The sequence below is a fragment of the Allolucifera butyrica genome (assembly GCF_900476375.1).
Taxonomy (GTDB): Bacteria; Bacillota; Negativicutes; order Sporomusales; family UPPP01; genus Lucifera; species Lucifera butyrica.
In genome coordinates this window covers 103,773-123,137 of sequence record NZ_UPPP01000094.1, presented here as the reverse complement: position 1 = coordinate 123,137, position 19,365 = coordinate 103,773, and the positions used below count along the sequence as shown (strand labels likewise).

20 protein-coding genes and 2 pseudogenes are annotated in these 19,365 nt (G+C 46.1%); 4 read left to right on the top strand and 18 right to left on the bottom strand.

Annotated features, from left to right (window positions below; genetic code table 11):
- Window positions 1–150: 150 nt before the first annotated feature.
- The 10 genes from LUCIF_RS19510 to LUCIF_RS19465 all read right to left on the bottom strand — a co-directional run bounded on the left by LUCIF_RS19510 (window position 151) and on the right by LUCIF_RS19465 (window position 11,346).
- Window positions 151–888, bottom strand: a complete 738-nt coding sequence (locus LUCIF_RS19510) for a nucleotidyltransferase family protein (protein ID WP_122629529.1) — start codon at window positions 886–888, stop codon at window positions 151–153.
- Window positions 885–2,081, bottom strand: a complete 1,197-nt coding sequence (locus tag LUCIF_RS19505) for a glycosyltransferase (protein ID WP_122629528.1) — start codon at window positions 2,079–2,081, stop codon at window positions 885–887. The genes LUCIF_RS19510 and LUCIF_RS19505 overlap by 4 nt, the downstream gene beginning before the upstream one ends.
- Complete coding sequence (locus tag LUCIF_RS19500; protein ID WP_165866077.1) at window positions 1,981–3,090, bottom strand: carbohydrate kinase family protein; 1,110 nt, start codon at window positions 3,088–3,090, stop codon at window positions 1,981–1,983. Before LUCIF_RS19500 ends, LUCIF_RS19505 begins: the two co-directional genes overlap by 101 nt.
- A 72-nt stretch (window positions 3,091–3,162) precedes the next feature.
- Entirely contained in the window at window positions 3,163–4,842 is a 1,680-nt protein-coding gene (locus LUCIF_RS19495) for an MDR family MFS transporter (RefSeq protein ID WP_122629526.1), read from the bottom strand.
- Between the two features lie 60 nt (window positions 4,843–4,902).
- Window positions 4,903–5,628, bottom strand: a complete 726-nt coding sequence (locus LUCIF_RS19490) for a DUF421 domain-containing protein (RefSeq protein WP_122629525.1) — start codon at window positions 5,626–5,628, stop codon at window positions 4,903–4,905.
- 219 nt (window positions 5,629–5,847) lie between these two features.
- Complete coding sequence (locus tag LUCIF_RS19485; RefSeq protein WP_122629524.1) at window positions 5,848–6,216, bottom strand: ArsR/SmtB family transcription factor; 369 nt, start codon at window positions 6,214–6,216, stop codon at window positions 5,848–5,850.
- 76 nt (window positions 6,217–6,292) lie between these two features.
- The gene (locus LUCIF_RS19480; protein WP_207858103.1) at window positions 6,293–8,443 is read right to left on the bottom strand and encodes a heavy metal translocating P-type ATPase; all 2,151 of its coding nucleotides are present in this window, start codon (window positions 8,441–8,443) and stop codon (window positions 6,293–6,295) included.
- 172 nt (window positions 8,444–8,615) lie between these two features.
- The gene (locus LUCIF_RS19475; protein ID WP_122629523.1) at window positions 8,616–10,184 is read right to left on the bottom strand and encodes a histidine kinase N-terminal 7TM domain-containing diguanylate cyclase; all 1,569 of its coding nucleotides are present in this window, start codon (window positions 10,182–10,184) and stop codon (window positions 8,616–8,618) included.
- 285 nt (window positions 10,185–10,469) lie between these two features.
- Window positions 10,470–10,787 (bottom strand): DUF1540 domain-containing protein, encoded by a 318-nt coding sequence (locus LUCIF_RS27405; protein ID WP_122629522.1) that lies wholly within the window; start codon window positions 10,785–10,787, stop codon window positions 10,470–10,472.
- Window positions 10,780–11,346, bottom strand: coding sequence for an NADH peroxidase (locus tag LUCIF_RS19465; RefSeq protein ID WP_122629521.1), 567 nt, complete (start codon window positions 11,344–11,346; stop codon window positions 10,780–10,782). The genes LUCIF_RS27405 and LUCIF_RS19465 overlap by 8 nt, the downstream gene beginning before the upstream one ends.
- Window positions 11,347–11,577: 231 nt before the next feature.
- Between LUCIF_RS19465 and LUCIF_RS19460 the strand changes: the two genes are divergently transcribed.
- Entirely contained in the window at window positions 11,578–11,937 is a 360-nt protein-coding gene (locus LUCIF_RS19460) for a DUF2508 family protein (RefSeq protein WP_122629520.1), read from the top strand.
- 15 nt (window positions 11,938–11,952) lie between these two features.
- Here the strand turns inward: LUCIF_RS19460 and LUCIF_RS27400 are convergent, their stop codons facing one another.
- Both LUCIF_RS27400 and LUCIF_RS19450 read right to left on the bottom strand, forming a co-directional pair.
- Window positions 11,953–12,480, bottom strand: coding sequence for a CBO0543 family protein (locus LUCIF_RS27400; protein WP_370745715.1), 528 nt, complete (start codon window positions 12,478–12,480; stop codon window positions 11,953–11,955).
- 150 nt (window positions 12,481–12,630) lie between these two features.
- Window positions 12,631–13,776 (bottom strand): cupin domain-containing protein, encoded by a 1,146-nt coding sequence (locus tag LUCIF_RS19450; RefSeq protein ID WP_122629518.1) that lies wholly within the window; start codon window positions 13,774–13,776, stop codon window positions 12,631–12,633.
- Between the two features lie 191 nt (window positions 13,777–13,967).
- Here LUCIF_RS19450 and LUCIF_RS19445 point away from each other — a divergent pair, with 191 nt between their 5' ends.
- Together LUCIF_RS19445 and LUCIF_RS19440 are read left to right on the top strand one after the other, a co-directional pair.
- Window positions 13,968–14,135 carry a hypothetical protein gene (locus tag LUCIF_RS19445; protein ID WP_207858101.1) on the top strand — a complete coding sequence of 56 codons (168 nt, stop codon included), beginning with the start codon at window positions 13,968–13,970 and terminating at the stop codon, window positions 14,133–14,135.
- A gap of 11 nt (window positions 14,136–14,146) precedes the next feature.
- Complete coding sequence (locus LUCIF_RS19440; RefSeq protein ID WP_122629516.1) at window positions 14,147–14,395, top strand: spore coat protein; 249 nt, start codon at window positions 14,147–14,149, stop codon at window positions 14,393–14,395.
- A gap of 117 nt (window positions 14,396–14,512) precedes the next feature.
- Here LUCIF_RS19440 and LUCIF_RS19435 read toward each other — a convergent pair whose 3' ends face one another.
- The gene (locus tag LUCIF_RS19435; protein ID WP_122629515.1) at window positions 14,513–15,619 is read right to left on the bottom strand and encodes a Coenzyme F420 hydrogenase/dehydrogenase, beta subunit C-terminal domain; all 1,107 of its coding nucleotides are present in this window, start codon (window positions 15,617–15,619) and stop codon (window positions 14,513–14,515) included.
- Window positions 15,620–15,630: 11 nt separating this feature from the next.
- Window positions 15,631–16,578, bottom strand: a complete 948-nt coding sequence (locus tag LUCIF_RS19430; protein WP_207858098.1) for a DMT family transporter — start codon at window positions 16,576–16,578, stop codon at window positions 15,631–15,633.
- Between the two features lie 124 nt (window positions 16,579–16,702).
- Between LUCIF_RS19430 and LUCIF_RS19425 the strand changes: the two genes are divergently transcribed.
- On the top strand, window positions 16,703–17,584 hold the full coding sequence (locus LUCIF_RS19425; protein ID WP_122629514.1) for a LysR family transcriptional regulator: 882 nt from the start codon (window positions 16,703–16,705) through the stop codon (window positions 17,582–17,584).
- A gap of 92 nt (window positions 17,585–17,676) precedes the next feature.
- On the opposite strand, the gene LUCIF_RS19420 is transcribed toward LUCIF_RS19425, so the two are convergent.
- The 4 genes and pseudogenes from LUCIF_RS19420 to LUCIF_RS19410 form a co-directional block, all read right to left on the bottom strand.
- Window positions 17,677–18,729, bottom strand: coding sequence for an RNA-guided endonuclease InsQ/TnpB family protein (locus tag LUCIF_RS19420; RefSeq protein ID WP_243638761.1), 1,053 nt, complete (start codon window positions 18,727–18,729; stop codon window positions 17,677–17,679).
- Window positions 18,730–18,755: 26 nt separating this feature from the next.
- Window positions 18,756–18,800 (bottom strand): annotated as a pseudogene (locus LUCIF_RS26820) (helix-turn-helix domain-containing protein); the annotation flags it as partial.
- Window positions 18,797–19,083, bottom strand: a pseudogene (gene tnpA / locus LUCIF_RS19415) (IS200/IS605 family transposase). The pseudogenes LUCIF_RS26820 and tnpA, both read right to left, overlap by 4 nt.
- A 32-nt stretch (window positions 19,084–19,115) precedes the next feature.
- A complete protein-coding gene (locus LUCIF_RS19410) occupies window positions 19,116–19,316 on the bottom strand; it encodes a SymE family type I addiction module toxin (RefSeq protein WP_165866076.1) in 201 nt (66 codons plus the stop codon).
- Between the last annotated feature and the right edge of the window lie 49 nt (window positions 19,317–19,365).

Below are 19,365 nucleotides of genomic sequence, written 5' to 3'. Positions count from 1 at the left end.
TGGGAATTTTTCTATTTATTCTGGATGAGACAACAATAACCCTTTTATCACGGGCGAATTTAAAATAAGATTTTTCCCAAGGCTCCCTGTTTTGAATAAACAAAAAGAGGCGCAGCCGCACCCCTTGCCAAAGCAACTATAAAACCATTTTCATGCCCGTTCCAGACCTAAAATACGGGAGAGTTCAGCGGCCGGCATTCGCACCATTTTCTCATATTCGGAAATATTGCCGATATCCCACCATTCGTAGTCCCGTACAAAACTGTAGATGGGAATCTTCTCTTGCAGCAGCACCGGAAAAATATCACCCGGTAAATCTACTATTTGCCGTTCCGGGTCAAACCGTTCGACATAAGGCAAAATATTCTGGTCCAGCACATAAGCCCCCGTACTGACCGGCCGGGAAAGATTGGCTTTCTCATAAAAACCGGTAACCAGGTTTTGTTCATTCACGGCCGCCAGTCCGACTTCCAAGCGGTAGCGGGTGGAAAATGCAACCGTAACCAAACTGCGGTAACTTTCATGAAAAGCGGTCAGTTCCCGGTAATCAAGCCGGCTAACCGTATCTCCCGGTACAATGAGAAAATACTTTTCGCCGCCGATAAGCTTTCTCGCCCGCCATATTTCTCCGGCCTTTCCCGCCGGGGAAGCCCCGGAACTATACTGAATGTTTATACCCCAGCGGCTGCCGTCGGCAAAATAATTTTCAATTTGTTCGGCAAAATAGCTGACCGCAAAAACGTAATCCCGAAAACCCTGCGCAATCAATTGGAGCAGAATCCATTCCAACAGCGGTTTTCCCTGAATCGGTACCATGGGCTTCGGAATAAAGTCGGTAATCGGGCGTAACCGGGTCCCCTTACCGGCTGCCAATATTAGGACTTTCACTGCCTAACCGCCTCCCGGGCCGCAATTTTTTCCGCAAGGAAAGCCACCGCCACCGCCCCGCCATATTTTTCTCCCAGTGCTTTCAACCGTAAAGCTTGCCGGCGATAGCGGGAATCCCCTACAATTTTTTGGATTGCTTCCGCCAGCAGAGATGCGGTTAGTGTCTCTTTCTCAAGAACGATACCTGCGCCGTTATGCGCCAAAACGTCCCCATTATCCTCTTGTTCCCCCATGGAGGGAATTACCACCGCCGGCGTACCGCAGGCTATGCAATTCATCAGGGTTGATGAACCGCCGTGAAAGATAGTCACGTCACTGGCCTTAATCAATTCCGTGCCGGGTACAAAGCCCCGTACTTTTGTGTTGCCGGGGGGATTAAAGGACTTTATTTTCTCCGGCGAGATGGCAATGCCGGTGGCGATAATCCCCGTTAGCTGCGGCAACATCTTTAGCGCCTCCAGGACAATTTGGAGAAACTGCTCGCCAATGAGCGCCGACCCGCCGCCGATCGTAACATACACCAGGGGTTTATCCGCGGCCGCGCCGTGCTTCTCTCTGAGTACTTCCCGGGATGGCATCTCATCCGGGTATTCGGTTAATAAGGGTCCGCTAAAATGAATCTGGTCCTGCAGCTCCACTGCATTTGCTCCCAGGCTGGCCATAGTAACTCCGCCGCTTATTTCCGGCATGCCTTCGAGGATAATGAGGCTTGCCGCCGCCAGCGAACCGGCCAGTTCGCTCTTTGCTTTACTGTCCTTGAGACGCTCCGTAAATAAGGCCAATGTTTTGGTTCCGTGCGGCTGTAGAAATGTCAACAGTGAAGGAATACCAAGCTCCTGCCCTACCTGTGGCCCGCTGATTGTGCCGCACAGGAGAAGGTCCGGTTTTTCCCGCACTGCCGCCTCGGTTTCAATTTCACGCAACCGGCCCATAACCTGCTGCATCTTCGCCAACAGCTCTTTCCGGCAGCGCGGATCGTCCAATTGGTCGCTTAACGGATATTCATGCTGCGGCATATCGTCAATTTCAATCACGTCAATACCAAAACGCCGGATAACAGGAATCAGCTTGTCGCCTGCCAGAAACTTTATTTCATGTCCACGACGCTGGAGAGCCTTGGCTATTGCCACGACTCTCATAGTTTGCCCCATGACCGTGGCCGTGCCCATCTGAGCCGTGCAAAGAACTTTCATCCGTAGAACCCTCCTTAACTTCTTGTACGATTAAATGTTCCTGGGTAAGAAATTCGTCAAGTAAAGTATGCAGATAATCGCGATAATGCTGGTAAACCATTCCCCGTACTTCCGGCCTGGAAGGAAATTCATTGATGGCGGAAAGGGAAGCCTTTACCGAGCCGAACGTATTGCCCAGTACTACGGCCAGCAGCGGATTATGCAGCTTCGCGTACGAGTAGATAAACCCGGCCGACGCAGAGTCGCCGCAGCCGACAGTATCCACTACCTTGCCCACATCCACTACCGGGACATTGGCCCAGAATATCCGCTCATTTCGCCGCCAGGCAACCAACGATGACTGGTCGCCGAAAGTAATCCAGCATACCGACACTCCCATGCCGACTGCGGAAGCTGCGTAATGGGCATAATCCTCCTGGCCTGGCAGCGGCTCTCCCGCAGCCCACGGCGCTTCCTTATCGTTCATCTTTAGGAAATCAATGGATTCGAACCACTCACCGGCTTGTTCCCAGGCTTTCTTAAAACGTTTTCCGGCGGCATCAACATCTGTAATCAGTCCATGCACATCCAGAAAAATCTGAGCCCGGGAAATCCGCCGGAACCGCCGGACCGCATCCAGTGAAATATCGGTAGCATTGAGCGGCATCAATATAAGATAATCACAATCGGCCAACCGTTCCAACTCGTCCGGCGAAACCGGCGTCATCGTCCGCGTCTGATGGCTTAGCCGCTCGTGAGCATCGACATGGCTCAATTCGATCCGGGTCCCATTGGTATACGCTGTGTCGACATCAGGAATGCTGATGTTGGGATGAGCCAGGAAGGCGCGTACTTCCTCACTGTCCTCCCGGGATAAGTGAGACAGACATATGACCTGGTCGTTTGTTCCTTCAAATAATTTGGCAAATGCCAATGCACTATAGGCCACAGCTCCCCATCTCATCTTAATATTGCCATCCGGCAAAATCATCAGATCCTTCGATATGGGCCCTACAATGCCGATCTTCATTCCTTTCACCTGCCCGTGCAAACTTTTGATTCTATTATTTCCCCACATCTAAAAAACAGACCTGGAAATAAATCAAAACCGTTTCCGGCTGGTATCGCCATCGACTAAGTCAGGTACCAGTTCAGCGGAAATTTCGTTCTCGGTGGCAACCCCTTCGGCCAGTAATATAGTTCCCGCATCGTTATTGCGGGGACCCGCCGTTTTTGCGGCAACCGGAATATTGCCGAGACATAAGCTGAAACCCACACCGGCCAAAGCAATAAACATAGCCGCCAGGAATACTACCCGCAATGATTCCGCCAAAGCATTCTTCAAAAGAGGCAGCAAAAGTTGCTGAAGACCGGCAGGAATCACGGCCAGGGCTTCCGGACTAAGCAGCAGGTTAAATATACTATGAGGGTCTGCATGAGCTTTGGCCAGAATTCCCTGTACCGCTCCGGTTTGTAAGGCAGGAACCGCTGCGATCATAGGAAAAAAATCTCTTCCCATGACTTGCAGTGAATAATCATTAAATAAAACGCCAAGAATCGTCATGCCCAGCGTGCTGCCGATACTGCGGGAAAACTGGGTCGCCGACGTAGCCACGCCCCGCACTTCCTGAGGAAAAACGTTTTGTACGGACAGGGTAACGGTCGGCAGGATTAATCCCATGCCAAACCCCAGGATAATCAGATACAAAACTGCAACTTTCAAGGGGGTGCCAACGATCATTGTACTTAGCAAATAAAAACCGCAAGCCATAAAAGCCATACCGGTTGCAAACATTGTGCGGAGACTGGCGCGGTAGACCAATTTTCCTCCGAGTACGCTGGCTGCGACATTGGCAGCCATCATCGGCAACATCATATTGCCCGACTGGGTCGCGCTGGCGCCGATCACTCCCTGCCAGAATAAAGGAGTAAATATCAGTGCCCCGAACATTCCTAACCCCATTAGAAAGCCGATAAGATTGGCAATTACAAATATCCTGTTGGCAAACAGCTTTAAATCTAAAACCGGTTCCTTGGCCTTTTTTTCCACTGCAATAAAAATAGCCCAAAATAAAAAAGACAGCCCGAATAGCAAAATAATTTGCCAGGAAGACCATGCATAATCCGTTCCTCCCAGGTTCAACCCAAGCAGCAGACAAAGTGTAGCCAAAATCAAACTTATCGCTCCTGAATAATCAATTGACACCTTATCATTCCGTCTTTTTTCTCCCTGCAGCCCGACATAAATTGTACCCGCCGCCAGAACTCCGATTGGCAGATTAATAAAAAAGACCCAGTGCCAGGAAGTGTAATCGACGATCCAGCCGCCTATCGCCGGCCCTACGATCGATGAAAGCCCAAACATGGCTCCGATAATCCCCTGCCACTTGCCCCGCTGTTCCGGCGGAAATATGTCGCCTACAATGGTCATGGCCAGCGGCATCATGATCCCGCCGCCAATCCCCTGTAACCCGCGATACATAATTAACTGAGTCATATTATAACTGGTTCCGCACAGAGCCGATCCGGCCAAAAATACAGCGATTCCGCTGACGTATACAATACGGCGGCCATATAGGTCCGCCAGTTTGCCGGCGATAGGAACGACGACCGTTGAGGATAGCATATAAGCCGTAGTCACCCAGGTCATAATGCTTAACCCGCCCAAGTCACCGATAATTCGCGGCATGGCGGTGCCTACTACGGTTTGGTCAAGGGATGCAAAAAAAAGGCCTGTAAATAAGCCTGCCAATAATACTTTATGCTGTGTTCCCGGATACATAATAAAACCTCCTGCCGTTTATGCCAAAAGGAGCATTAAGTAATAATCTTTAGCTCTTTATCAGGACCTGGGCGCCGACGGCAGATTATCTGCCCGTTTATCAACATACAGTCTCCCCTCCGGCGTAATTAAGGCTACCGTAATGTCCTTTAGCTTTAAGTCTCTCATTTTTAAATTATCTAAGATCCATTCCCGGTTAATTCCCGCATGCTGCAATGTCTGCTCAACGATCTCGCCGTCAACGATAATTTCCTGCCCCGCCAGATGAACCGGTAAGTTATTGATCCCTTCCGGGTATAGTTGATAGGAATTACTTCCTTCCCCCTTGTCTTCCTGTTTTTTAATTAAACTTAATTTGCCATCCGATTCAACAATACCAACCCGGATCATGCCTGGGTCAAATACCCCTTGTTCCCGCAACACTTCAAGCAGGCTGTCAACGGTATAATAATTTTTCCGCAAATTCTCTTCCAAAATACAGCCGTCATAAATAATCATTACCGGTTCATTTTCAATAAATTTCCGCACCGGCATATTTCTAAGAGCAATAAAATTAATAGCAAACATCCATACTGTACAGGTCAACAAGCTCACAACGCCGTCAATTACCGGAATGGATTTGTCGACTGCGAAAGTGGCGCCAATATTGCCAAATACGAATCCCAATACATAGTCGTATAAGGTTAGTTGGGCCACTGACCTTCTTCCCATGATACGGGTTAGAAAAAGTAAAACGCCGAGAGCGATAAACGTCCGCAATATGATATTAAGCAATTCCGCTTTCACCCTAATAATTCTCCCTGTCAACGTATTGGAATTAGTCTATCTCCATTTTGTGGCAATCGCTATTTTAATTAACTGATTGGACCGGGCTATGTAAAATATAATTTCCCTCATTCCGGCAGGGTATACGATACAACCCACACGAAAATAGACAAAAAAAAACGAGCCTTCGCCCGCCGGAACAAAAAAGGATCAGTTGACACCATTTATCATATGGGACGGCTAGTCATGAGTAATATGCTCAATCCCCTGGGACAACAACTTCGCAACATGGTCATCATTAAGGGAATACCAGGCCATCTGCCCTTCTTTACGGAATTTTACGAGTTTTGCGTTACGCAACAGACGGAGTTGATGAGAAATAGCGGATTGCCCGATAGCGACAACGGCGGCAATATCGCAAACACAAAGTTCTCTGCGGGAAAGGGCATGTAAAATTTTAACCCTGGTGGCATCTCCTAAAATTTTAAAAAGGTCAGCCATTCGGTAAGCGTCCTCATTGGGAATCATCTCCGCCTTGGCAAGGCAGACCGTCTGGGGATGTTCGCATAACTGTTCGCACATATCAAATTCACATTCCAGTTGTTTCATAGTGCCTCCCACAAGTAGGTATTGTTATTAGTTCAATCATATTTCGGCCATCCTGTATTGTCAAGACACGGCCGCCTTACAACCTTTGGTCTTCCCGGGGCTTAACCTGCAGCAGCCGCAGACTGTTTAACGTGACACTAATAGACGCCCCCATATCGGCCAGTATTGCCAGCCAGAGAGTAAGCCAGCCCGGAAATACGGCAAGAACGGCTATCATTTTGATTGCCAGTGAGAAGCCTATATTTTGACGGATAATTTTCAGCGTATTGCGGCTCAGGCGGATGGTAAAGGGCAGCATACGCAAATCATCGGCCATAAGCGCAATATCGGCCGTTTCCAGCGCCGTATCCGTTCCTGCTCCCCCCATGGCAATTCCGACGGTTGAGAGAGCCATGGCCGGTGCGTCGTTAATCCCATCCCCAATCATGGCCACTTGGCCGTACCTTGTGAGCAATTCCTGGATAACCGTTACTTTATCTTGCGGCAACAGTTCGGCCCGGAGTTCATCCACTCCTACCCGGGTTGCTATCGCTTTGGCGGTTGCGGCATTATCGCCGGTAAGCATGATGGTGTGACGGATCCCTTCCTGTTTTAAGACTGAAATTGCCGCAGCACTGCCATCCCGGACTTCGTCGGCAATCGCAATGGTACCGTAAAACGCTTCCTGCGTACCGGCAATGATTACGGTTTTCCCCTCGCCTTGCAGGCGCCTAATTTCTATTTCCAATGGTTTTAAAGAAACACCAAGCTCACTAAAAAGCCGCGGGTTACCGATATATACAGTTTGATCAGCGAACCTTCCCTGGGCGCCGCGTCCGGGAATTGCTGAAAAATCCTTCACCGCTACTATTTCAAAGCCGCGGGCTTCCGCCGCTTTTACGATCGCTGCAGCCAGGGGATGTTCGGACCTTATTTCCAGTCCGGCGGCCATTGCCAGCAAATCGGTTTCGGTAACATTACCAAACGGAACAATATCGGTTACTGCCGGCTCCCCTTTTGTCAGCGTACCGGTTTTATCAAAACCGATCGCAGTGAGGGCACCGAATTTCTCCAGATAAACACCGCCTTTGATAAGAACGCCGTGCTTAGCGGCGTTACTGATGGCACTGACTATGGCCACCGGTGTCGATACCACCAGCGCACACGGACAGGAAACGACCAATAGCACCAGGCCGCGATAAATCCAGGCTGCCCATCCATAACCGAACATGAATGGCGGCACGATCATGACGCCGACTGCCAGTATCATCACCACCGGAGTGTAGACTGCGGCGAACCGCTCGATAAAAGTTTGCGAAGGGGCCCGCTGTTCCTGCGCCGTTTCAACCATGTGAATAATTTTGGCAATCGCTGTATCTTGAACAAGTTTGGTTACTTTTACTTCCAGCGCCCCATGGGTATTTATCGTACCGGCATAGACCGGTTCCCCGGGTCCTTTTTCCACAGGAATCGACTCCCCGGTTATGGCCGCCTGATTGATGGCGGACACGCCTTTGATAATAACACCGTCCATTGCCAGTTTTTCGCCGGGCCGAATGATCATCACATCACCAATGGCAATCTGCTCTACAGGAACCTCTGCCTCATTGCCATTTTGCCGAATCCGGGCGGTACCGGGTGCAATGTCCATGAGTTCCCGGATGGAGCGGCGGGCCTTATCCATTGTCCAAGCCTCCAGCATCTCGGAAATAGCATAGAGAAATGCTACGGAGGCCCCTTCTTCGTACTGGCCGATGGCCAATGCGCCGACCACGGCAATGCTCATTAGCACACTCATATTAAAATTAAAACGGGGCAGAGCGCGGGCTGCTTTCTGAAAATTACCCCACCCTCCCAGGATCATCGCAACAACATAGAACGGAAGAAAAATCATGGAAGAAGCACCAGACTTTTCTATCCCATAAGCAACAGACAGGGCAACACCGGACAGGACCGCCCGCCGAAGTTCCCACTTGGGTTTTGTCTCATTTGTCTTAGATGCCGGTAATATTCGGTCCGTCAGCGGTGTAATGATGTAATTCTCCCCGGCGCCTAACCGGCGAATGCTTTCCAGGTCCGCCTCCCCTTTCACCGTCAGTTTGCCCGTAACGGTATTCAACGAGGCCTTAATTACTCCGGGCAATGCCGCCACTCCCTTTTCAAACTTGGCGGCACAGTCCAGGCAACAAATACCATCCACTTGAAATATATGCAACTGGCCGGCACCGCTATTCAAATACCCGTTCACCTTATTTCCCCCTTTTATCAATGCTGTGCTCCACAGATTGTTATATATGATTATATGTTCATGTATATGTTACATTATCATGCTATCCACGTCAATCAATTTTTCGACCCGGCCCCAGGGCTCAGGAGCAAAAAAAATAAAGCTCCTGTCCGTCTGTCGGACGTGAACTTTTTTACTTTGCTTTATTGGAATTGTCTAAAATACAAACCCCGTTCCCCCCGGCTTTCTTTGCCTTGTACAATGCTTGGTCCGCTTTTTCGATAATCTCTTCTAAGTGGACCGTGCTTCCCTGCTGTTCTGTAACTACACCAAAACTGGCGGTGATTTTTATTTTTTTCTCTCCCGCTTCCACCGTCATGGATTCCACCGCACGCTTAAGTCTCTCAGCTAATTCAACAGCTCCGGACCGGTTCATCCCCGGTAAGATTATCACAAACTCGTCCCCGCCATAGCGTCCAAAAATATCCTGTACACGCAGATTCTGTTGGCATGTCAAGGCAAATTGAGCTAAAACGGCATCGCCTGACCGGTGTCCGTGAGTATCATTAATTAGTTTGAAATTGTCCATATCCATGATAATAAGCGAAATTACTCCCTGCTGCCAGCGAGCCTGGGATAGCAAGGCTTCGCCATCCGCCTGCCAACGGTAGCGATTCCAGGCTTTGGTCAACGGGTCAATGGTCGCCTGGAGCTGCAACCCTTCCATAATTGCCGAAAAATGAGTGATATCCCGGAGAAGCACCATAAATCCGGCCACAGATCCTTTCCGGTCATACAGCTCAATACGCTGCAACTGAAAGTTAATCTTCCCGCCGTCCGGCTCCAGCCATATCGTACTCTGCTCATCCGTAGGTCCGGCAAGAATATTCATCATCGCCGGATATTCACAGAACAACCTGATTCCGGCCTTGCCTTTTGTGCCGCCGCGCAATTCCGGAAATGCCCTGCTGCCGGCGGCATTAAAGTCGGCAAGACAACCCTCCCGGTCAAAAACAAGTACGCCGTCAGAAAGTCTTTGAAACACCGCTTGCCGGGCAATCGGGGTAATTTCAAGCATATTCAGGTTAAATGTGGCCCAGGCATAAAGAATTCCCGGCACAAGAAAAGCAATCGGATTCGGATCAATTCCCCAGGGAATCAGCTTTAACAGATAGATAATGTATACTACCCAGGGAAACAGGGAGCCCAGAAAAATAGTAAACGCCTGCTGACTTTTATCGGAAGATGATTTCAACCATACACGGGCGTAAAGAATATTGCCGAAAAGAATCGCCAGGTTAATGAAGGCAGTATGTATCCAGTACCAAGGCCCCGGCACAAAAGTTACTACCGGAAAAGGAGCCTCTGGATTCAATCGCAGCGGACCATAGTGAAGATGATGAAATTCCGAAGTATTACTGAGAATGAAAGTAATCGTCGACAACATCAGCAAAACCGCCTGCAGTTGAGGCCAACGTCTGTTTTGTATGCCCGTATGACGAACAGCAAGCGTGACCCAGGCAGTCGGTAAGAAAGCAATGCCAACCGATTCAATACGAAGCCAGAAGCGAATCGCCGCCAAAGTATTACTGGCAAGTTCGCACATGTAGCCAAAGGTATAGAAACTCCCTAACAGAGTGAATAGAAAAAAGACACGTCCCAGCGGACTCTGCCGCCGCCGCCAGGCCAGCAGCGACAAAAAGCCCATAATCAATGTGCTCAACGCAATTAAAGCCACCAGTGCCCATCTTTCAGAAAACAACGGCAATCATCCTTTATTGCGAGTAGTTGCTTTTTAAATCAATGCGATTTTATCATCATATTGTCCCGCTGGCAAGCTAAATGTTATGTGTTAAATGTTAAACAATAAGATCAACTGGGTCTCCTAATGCTTCACCCGGTATTTTCTGCTAAAAAAACGGCTTGGACGACTAGGCACCCAAGCCATGAGAAAAGACCGCTGACGCGGTCTTGGAATACAGGGTTCAAGAGATTTTGAATTGCCCGGTGAAAAAAGCCTCGGCCTGTCTGACACGGGAGAAAGCTATTATCTCGGTTTAAAGCTATTACACTCTGTCTGAGTATAATATTCCGCGCTTTCTCCTCTAACCTGAATGCTATCTAACGTACATAGATTATTCGTATTGTAACGGCATGTCTCGACCGCACAGGTCAAACAGTCGCATGACCCTGTGCTAAATATATTGTTTGTCAATTCCGAATAATGAAGTCTGTTCAGGAACGAGCCACACGCAGTGTCACAATCTTTATGCGCCGAACTGCCTACTATATCAATACAATTCGCATAACATACTCCTGACCGGTTATGAGAGCAGGTCGTTGCGCCACATTCAATTTTAGCCATTTTTTACTCCTCCGTATTGTTTAAAGTATCTTTCCAGCAAACCCTTGAAAGCACATCCATGCCTGGCCTCATCCTTGCACATCTCATGGACTGTGTCATGGATGGCATCCAGGTTATGCTGTTTGGCTAACGTGGCAATTTTTTTCTTGCCTTCACAGGCTCCATATTCCGCCTCGACTCTTACTCTTAAATTAGCTTTTGTATCGGGCACTACCACTTCACCCAGAATTTCTGCAAACTTCGCAGCATGTTCGGCCTCTTCCAGCGCAATCCGCCTGTAGGCCTCGGCAACTTCGGGGTAACCTTCCCGGTCTGCTTGGCGCGACATCGCCAGATACATGCCAACCTCGGTGCATTCACCCATAAAATTGGCTCGCAAACCGTCTAAAACCTCAGCCGGAATGTCTTTCACGATGCCAATTCTATGTTCATCGGCCCAGGTTAAGTCTCCGGTCATTTCTTTAAACTTATCCCGGCCCGCTTTGCAAACCGGACATTTTTCAGGCGGTTCATTTCCTTCATGAATATAGCCGCAAACTGTGCAAACAAACTTTTTCATCTGCTTGTTCCCCCCGACTCATATATAGAACGCTGCCTAATAGTATGATATGATCCTCCCAATTTTATACACTATCTTTTCTGCGCAGACTTAGTAAGAAAAGCATCATTTCCATATTATTCCATCAAAAATTACCCTTTCTTTTGCATGTTTGCCTTTAGACAGCGATATACTGTATTGCCTCGGCTTGGTTCAATCACTCGAAGCCGATACGTGAAGGAGGAAAATTGAATGAATATTTTACTGCGCTATAAATGGTTACTGAGTACAATAGCGCCCAAAGTTAATCAATTCCCCCAAAAAATAATTGTGTCTGTTATGCAGTTTGTAAAATGGTTTAGTAATTTAATCTTTGGCTCATCCCAACCTGCACCAGTTATTCCATCATTACCCGATCAGCTTAAGCAAGCAAAGTGCGAATTCTTTTGGGCACAAAATTATTATAACACTGTTACGGACCCCTATCTGCTAGACTACGCAATGTACCAAATGCTGGCCGCTCAAAATAAATATAATTATCTTTTAAAAAAAGCACGCACAGAAGGCGTCACTCAAAACTTAGAAAAATCATCAATCATTGGTGTTTATTAACCCTAAAAGGAAGATTTATTTTTCCTGTTTTAACTGAGCTGCAATAATTTTCTTCGTTAACCACCTGAAAACAAACGAAAATACAATATAAAGTATAAAAGAGAAACAGAATGTCCAATGATACAATTTATAAAGACCCAGCCACACAAGAAAAGGTTCCATAACAAAGGCAAAAAAAATAGCTATTGCAACAGTCCCCCCAGTGAACGATTTTATCGTTGAACAATACTGGTAAACAAGCATGAAGGCTATTGGGATCGAGGTCAGATTCGCTGATAGATCTTTATTTGAGTATGGAAGTATTGTATATGGGTACTCCCATAATAAAAAGGATGTACCGACGAAATCAAGATAACTCGCAGTGGTCGCCCATAACAACCCGTATAATACCGTCTCTACAAGCTGTGACCGTTTATAAAGTTTTATCCATATCCAAACAAACCCCAGAGGTACAAATACACTAAACCACCATTGAAAAGAAAATAATGCATTTGAGTACCAGTATTGTGTTCTGGCTTCCCCCAGATGAACCTTTATTTGCATAATCGTTTCAAACCCGGACGGAATTGGCAGCATGGATTTCCTCTCTTAAATAATGTAATGTATCTTTGCCATAGATTATCCAAAAAATGCCAACATAATGCCTGACTCCTGAAAATATGCAGACGCAACAATGCCGGTCCCATACTTCTATCAGACTACGGGCCATTCTTCCTGCCGCAGCGCATTTAAGAATTCCGGTCCGACGTGTAAATTACTCGCAATCAGCTCGGGAGGGTTAACGGCCATCATTTGTTTTAACGACACTCCCTCAAACCGGTCGCTCTTGAACGCCTCTAGAAACCATAACGTTTCATTCCCGGTATTTTGAACATAATGCACATCGCCAACGGGTACATAACCGACATCACCAGCCCGATAATCAAATGTGCGGGCTCTGCCATTTTGCGCAAATACCGTCATACGTCCCTGCCCGGTAATGTAATATTGAAACTCGTCATTGTTCGGATGCCAATGAATTTCTCTCATCGCACCGGGCTTAATTTCAACCAGCGCCGCAGCGGTGGTTTTGGCAACGGAAAAGTTAGAAGTGTCCGCCACTCGTATACTCCCACCAGGCGATATTACCGGTTTTTGCGCTAATAACTGATACTTGAAGCTTTGGGGAACGCTTCCGTATGGGGATTGGACCGCCTCATATTCCAGCGGACCCGGAACGGTGCCTTGATAGATATAAACCTGTCCTGAAGAAAGACAGTTAAAATCACTCACTGATACACCAAAATTAGCTGCTAAAACATCTTTGGGATAATGCGCAAATAAATCGGAAAGAGAAAACGTATTAAGGTCAGAAAAATTTCCGTCGTCGAAAAGCAGCAGAAATTCGCAGCCGTCTTTCAAACCCTGAATCGAATGAGGCAGGCGCGGAGCAAAATACCAAAGATCCCCCGGACCGATATCAGCAATAAAATTCCGGCCACACTGGTCGACCGCAGTTACGCGCGCACTCCCTTTCAGCATGTAAGACCATTCCGAGGCTATATGCCAATGAACCTCACGCACGCCGCCAGGTGTCAAACGCATATTGACGCCCGCCATGGTGGTTAAAGCCGGCAGTTCCCTGGCGGTAATCTCCCGGGACCATCCTCCCATTTTTAATACCATGCTGGTGTCAGAAAAAGAAAATTTCAGGTTAGGAAGCAAACCGGCATCCGTTTCAGGTGGAACCAGCATATCAGGATTTTCAATATCCCGCCAAATATCTCGCGGCCCCGGATCCGTCGCCCCGGCCCCATCATATCGGATCGGTTGAGGTATTGGGTATTCTTCTTGATTCATTGTCCAACCTCCATTCCAATTAACTATTACTACATCTTATGTAAATTTTATAATATGTGTGCGTCTAAACCAGTGAAAAGGGCTAAGCGGAAAATTGCCGGTTATTTCCTGTATAATGCAGATTTTTTAACCAATAATAATCATGTAATCCCACGTGAAAGGAGTGTTGTCTTTTGTCGCAGTTAAATCAAATGGAGCTTCAAAGTTTACGCCATATTATCGGCGGTCACGCAACGGTGGCTAATAAACTGGAAGCGTATGCCCAGCAATGCAATGATACGCAGCTTAAACAAATGTTTCTGGAAGATGCGGCGGCAGCGAAAAGCGCCAAACAAAAGCTCATGTTATTTTTACAATAGGAGGGAAGACTATGAACGATAAAGACATGCTGAATGATTATCTGGCAATGATTAAAGGCAGTTTGACTACATATGCCAATATAATTGCCGAAACGGGCAATTCCCAGTTGCGGACAACCTTCCAGCAATTGAGAAACCAGGATGAGCAGCGGCAATATCAAATTGCTCAGACAGCTCAGCAAAAAGGGTTTTACAAACCAGCCGCACCGGCTGCACCGGCGGATATCCAACGGGTAAAATCCGAATTGACATCAATGTAAGGTTAGACCACCCACTTTACTAACTAATCAAACTCGTGGTAAAAAATAAAACCCGTTTTCCTGGCCCTTCCCCTTTCGGCCGGAAAAACGGGTTTTGTCGTACCCCTGATAATTTTACTATTCTATTTTCCCAATAACATATTCAAACCCAAAACGTCCGTAATCCTCCCAAAAAAGGCGGCGGTTTTCAGGAAATTGGGACGGTTCACGCAGGCGTTTTTGTTCGTTAAGTGCTTCTTCCTTGGGGCGTTCTTCTGCAAGCAGCTCTTGCCGGCATTGGTCAAAAAAGTCTGCGCCTTTCGGCGAATTCACCAAAATCAGCGAGACTCCCAGGGGGGCAAACCATTCAGGGCTGTATTTTTCAATACCAAAATAATCCGCGATCGTCAAATCCGAAACGCGGTGAATATCGGTAAAGCGGCACTGCGAACAGGAAGGGCGGGTGATGGCACCAACTTTAAAGAACAACTGGTAAAAACGATCATCTTCTTGTATTTCCGTGGTTTTGTCTGTAGTAAAGAGAAACCCTTTATTACTGTTTGCACGGCTCCAACCGTGTCTCTTCGAACGAAATTGCACACTGACAAGTTTCCCGCCTTTTTCCCTTTCAAGTAACCGTTTATACTCCTCCCAGATTAGCGGGCTTGGAATACTGTGACAAATCAAATCACAAATATACAACCTGTCCGTAAGCGGTGAACTCCCCATAAATCCGCGCAGCCCTGCGGCTTGGCAAGGGGTTCCGGTGAAAAGAACCTTGCGGCCCTCTTGCAAATCGGCTTTAACCTGAGCATAGGTATCTCCCATGTCACTCTGCACATATTTAGAAATCCGCATCCGGTCCCGCTGCCCGGGAATTTCCGCCCGCCGATGAAGAACATGAAAGTCCTCGTCATAATCCGCGCCATAAATAACGCCGTTCTGACGGAGTATCGCATCAGAAATAGCAGTAAAGGCGCCCCCGGATGTCGATTGCCGCAAAACCGCCTGCGATTTATGGCGCGCCACGTAAAAGCGTGGCGTACTACTTTTTTTGTAATTGCCTTTATGTATCATAGGACAGATTTCGATACAATTGCCACAATCAATGCAGCGGGTTTGATCAATTTCCGGATATAAAAAACCCTCCTCGTCCCGACTCATCACAATAGCGCTTTGAGGACATATTTGCTGACAAGCGCTGCAGCCGCAGCAATCTTCCCTATTAGAAAATACTGATATCATCGGTAAGCTCCTTAAGAATGTTTATATTTCCTCATGGGCAGAAATCTGCCAATTGACAATTTCATCTTCTGATTGGTAATGTATACGCCTAAAGTAACCAGAAATCCGCCTAAAGCAATATATCCCGTCATTTGTTCATGAAAAACAGTGAATCCCGCCAGGGAAGCCATAATGGGGGTAAAATAGTTGAATGCCGCTGTTTTTACAGCGCCAATTTTTGAAACTCCTAAATACCAGATAAAGTAAGAATAAACTGAGCAGAAAATAGCAAGATATGCCGATGCCAAAATAGTACTCCAACCAACTGCCGGAAGCTGCTGCCACAAAGATATTTCAGCCAGAGATGTCGAAATAAAGGCAAACGGCAATAATAAAACTGTACCAAAGATATGAATATAAGCCATGGCAACAAATGGACTGTATTTTCCCAAAACTGTTTTCCCGTTAAGAGTAACCCACGCCCACATCATGGCATTTAGAATAATTAAGCTATCCCCTAAAAGCGTTTTTTGATGATAGAGGCTGCTAATTTTCCCTTGGGTTATAACCAATAAAACCCCAATAAAAGCAATACATGTCCCTAAAAGGCTGTGGCTCTCTACACTTTCCTGTTTAGTAAGTATACAAAACAAAGCAACAAAAATCGGGCTTGTCGCCATGATAAGGCCGGCATTTGTGCTCGTTGTATATTGTAACCCCGTATAATGAATGTAGTAGAAGAAAGTAATGGCCATAAATCCAAGTAAAAAAAACTGCGGTATATCTTTCTTATCAAGATAAATATCTTTCTTTTTTAATAAAAGAATCAGACTAAAAAGTAAGGAAGCAATTACAAATCTCATAATCGCTAGATTCAAAGGCAACAAATCGCGCATTCCTATTTTGGCTGCAACATAAGATGTTCCCCAGAATATGGGTACTGTCAGTAAAAGCAGATGAATATTATATAGCTTCTTCAAACCATTTCTCTCCTCCTAAGAAATCCTCTTCGTTATTTCTTGCATTATAGCATACCTATAAATATAATAAAATTATCAAAAATACATGGCTAATATAACAAATAGGTATAGTTAGGAGTCGATTATGGATATCCGGGACATGAGGTATTTTTATGCCATTGCCGAAGAAGGAAATATCAGCAATGCATCCAAACGGCTAAATATCGCCCAACCTGCGCTGAGCAGACAAATGAAACAATTGGAAGATAATCTGGGAGTTCAGTTATTTGAGCGCGGCAGCCGCAGAATAAAGCTGACGGAAGCAGGACAGTTGATGCATTCGCGGGTAGAACAAATATTAGAATTGGTTGAAGGTACAATGAATGAAATCACTGAACTCAATTCCGGTGCCGCCGGAACAGTTTCGCTGGGTACGGTAACTACCTCGGGAGCTGTATTACTGCCGGATTTGATTAATCGATTTCACGACTTATACCCCAATGTTACCTTCCAATTATGGGAAGGTGATGGCTTTCGCATCCTGGAGTTATTAGATAAAGGTATTATCGAAATTGGTATAATACGTGCCCCGTTTGATTCGGACATTTATCAATCCATTACCCTGCCTGATGAACCATTAGTTATAGCAATGAAACAAAATTGCTGCTGTGGAGTAGACCCTAAAAATATTCGGCTGATTGAGCTTGCTAATCAGCCGCTTATTGTGCCAATTCGATGGAAATCTATGTTTGCTGACTGGTGCGCTAAAGCCGGATTTAAGCCAAACATAGTATGCTTATGCGATGGCATTATAATGAATATCCTCTGGGCTAAAAGAGGGATCGGCATGGCGTTAGTCCCTAAGTCTACAGAAGGACTTATTGCAGATTCCACCTTGATTTACAAAACAATTGTTGAACCCACCGTATCCACGCAAACGATAATTGTCTGGTTACGAAACCGCAGATTGTCTGCTAACAGCAAACACTTCTTGGATTTAGTGACATACTCCCACCACCTACGCTAACGCTTAGAGGTGGGTGCTTCTTGGGACGTACCAGCTAACGCCAGTATAATTACCAAGCTATCCCCGTTTGCCCAACGGTTCTATATCATTTATTAGGCTATGCCGAGCATTCGACAGCCTTCATTTTTGATATTGATGGCGGCGTTTACATCGCGGTCTAATTTCTCGCCGCAATAGCTACAAGTCCATGTTCTATCTGATAGGGCCAGCTCTTTGTTTTCATTGTTGCAGAACCTACACTTTTTACTGGACGGAAACCACTTGTCTATCATGACTAGCTGTTTCCCCTGTTCTGCAAGTTTGTACGCCAGAAATGTTTTAAACATCCCAAAGCCATTGTCGTTCGTGGACTTTGCCAGATTAAGACTTTGCGCCATACCACGCATGTTTAGGTCTTCGATTGCAACGGTTGTATAGGCATTGGTTATCTGCCTTGACAGCTTATGCAAGAAGTCTTTACGCTGGTTGGCTACTTTCTCGTGGAGTTTAGCTATTTTACGGCGTTGCTTATCACGGTTTTTACTACCTTTTTGTCGTTTGGATAGTTTGCGCTGTGCTTTCTTTAGTTTTTCCTCCGCCTTGCGGTAAAACTTTGGATAATCGGCATTGTTTGCTTGGCTATCGACAAACAATGATTTTGATGAATAATCCAAGCCAAGTACTGTTTCTGGCGTTGGTATTACTGGCTCTATATCGGATTCATACTCAACCAGTACGGAAATATAGTATTTGCCGGTAGGCGTTTTGCTTATGGTTGCAGACTTTATAACTGCTTCCTTCGGTAGTTGCCGATGTAGCTTAATCCGTACATCTTTTAGTTTCGGCAATCGGATTGTTTTACTGTCAATAAGCCGGATTGTACCGTTTTGATTGTTCGTGGTATATGATTTTCTGTCATGGTGCTTACTTTTGAATTTTGGAAAACCTATTGATTTATCTCGAAAGAAATTCTTATAGGCGGTCTGCAAATTTAGTTGAGCATTAGCCAAAGCCAGACTATCAATTTCTTTTAGCCACTCAAATTCTTTCCTGAAGTCTGCTGGGAGCAAATACTTCTGCTGTTTCAAGGCTTCCTTATCATCCTTGAACTGCTCATAAACCTCTTTGCGGTTAGCAAGCATCTTGTTATAGACAAACGCACGCATCCAAAGGTTTTGTTAATAAGAAATTCCTGCTCTGGAGCAGGGTATATGCGGTACTTGTAAGCCTTATTCATATCTTCTCACCTTGGCTTTCAATGTATCGTTTTACAACTTCAATCGGTACACCACCTGTTGTTAGTAAGCAAAAACTTCTCGACCAGAAATATCTTTTCACAAGGATTTTTTGATTACAGGATATTCTTTCTTAATGAGGCACGAAGACGCGCTTTTATAGGCATTGATGAACTTTGATAATTCGCTATTTGGCTGCGCCTTGAACAGAATATGTACGTGGTCTTTGTCGTGGTTCCATTCCTGCAAAGCAATATTGTAATTTGGCGCAATATACTCAAAAATTTCTTTTAGACGGTTAGATATTTTATCATCAATTACTTTTCGGCGATATTGTCTAACCTTGTGTTTATCAGTTTTATTGATATATTTCCTTCCTCTCCCACAACCGAGACTTTATCATCCAGCGAAAAACCAAGTTTGTACAGCCATTTTCCCTGCAGACGGATAATTGGGATTCTTTTTTGATCCTGAATGATGTTATGCACGGCAAGAATTTTGTCAACTTTGGATATCATATATATTCCTCCTAATTTTACGCCGATGAGGATTTCACCCATAGGGCAA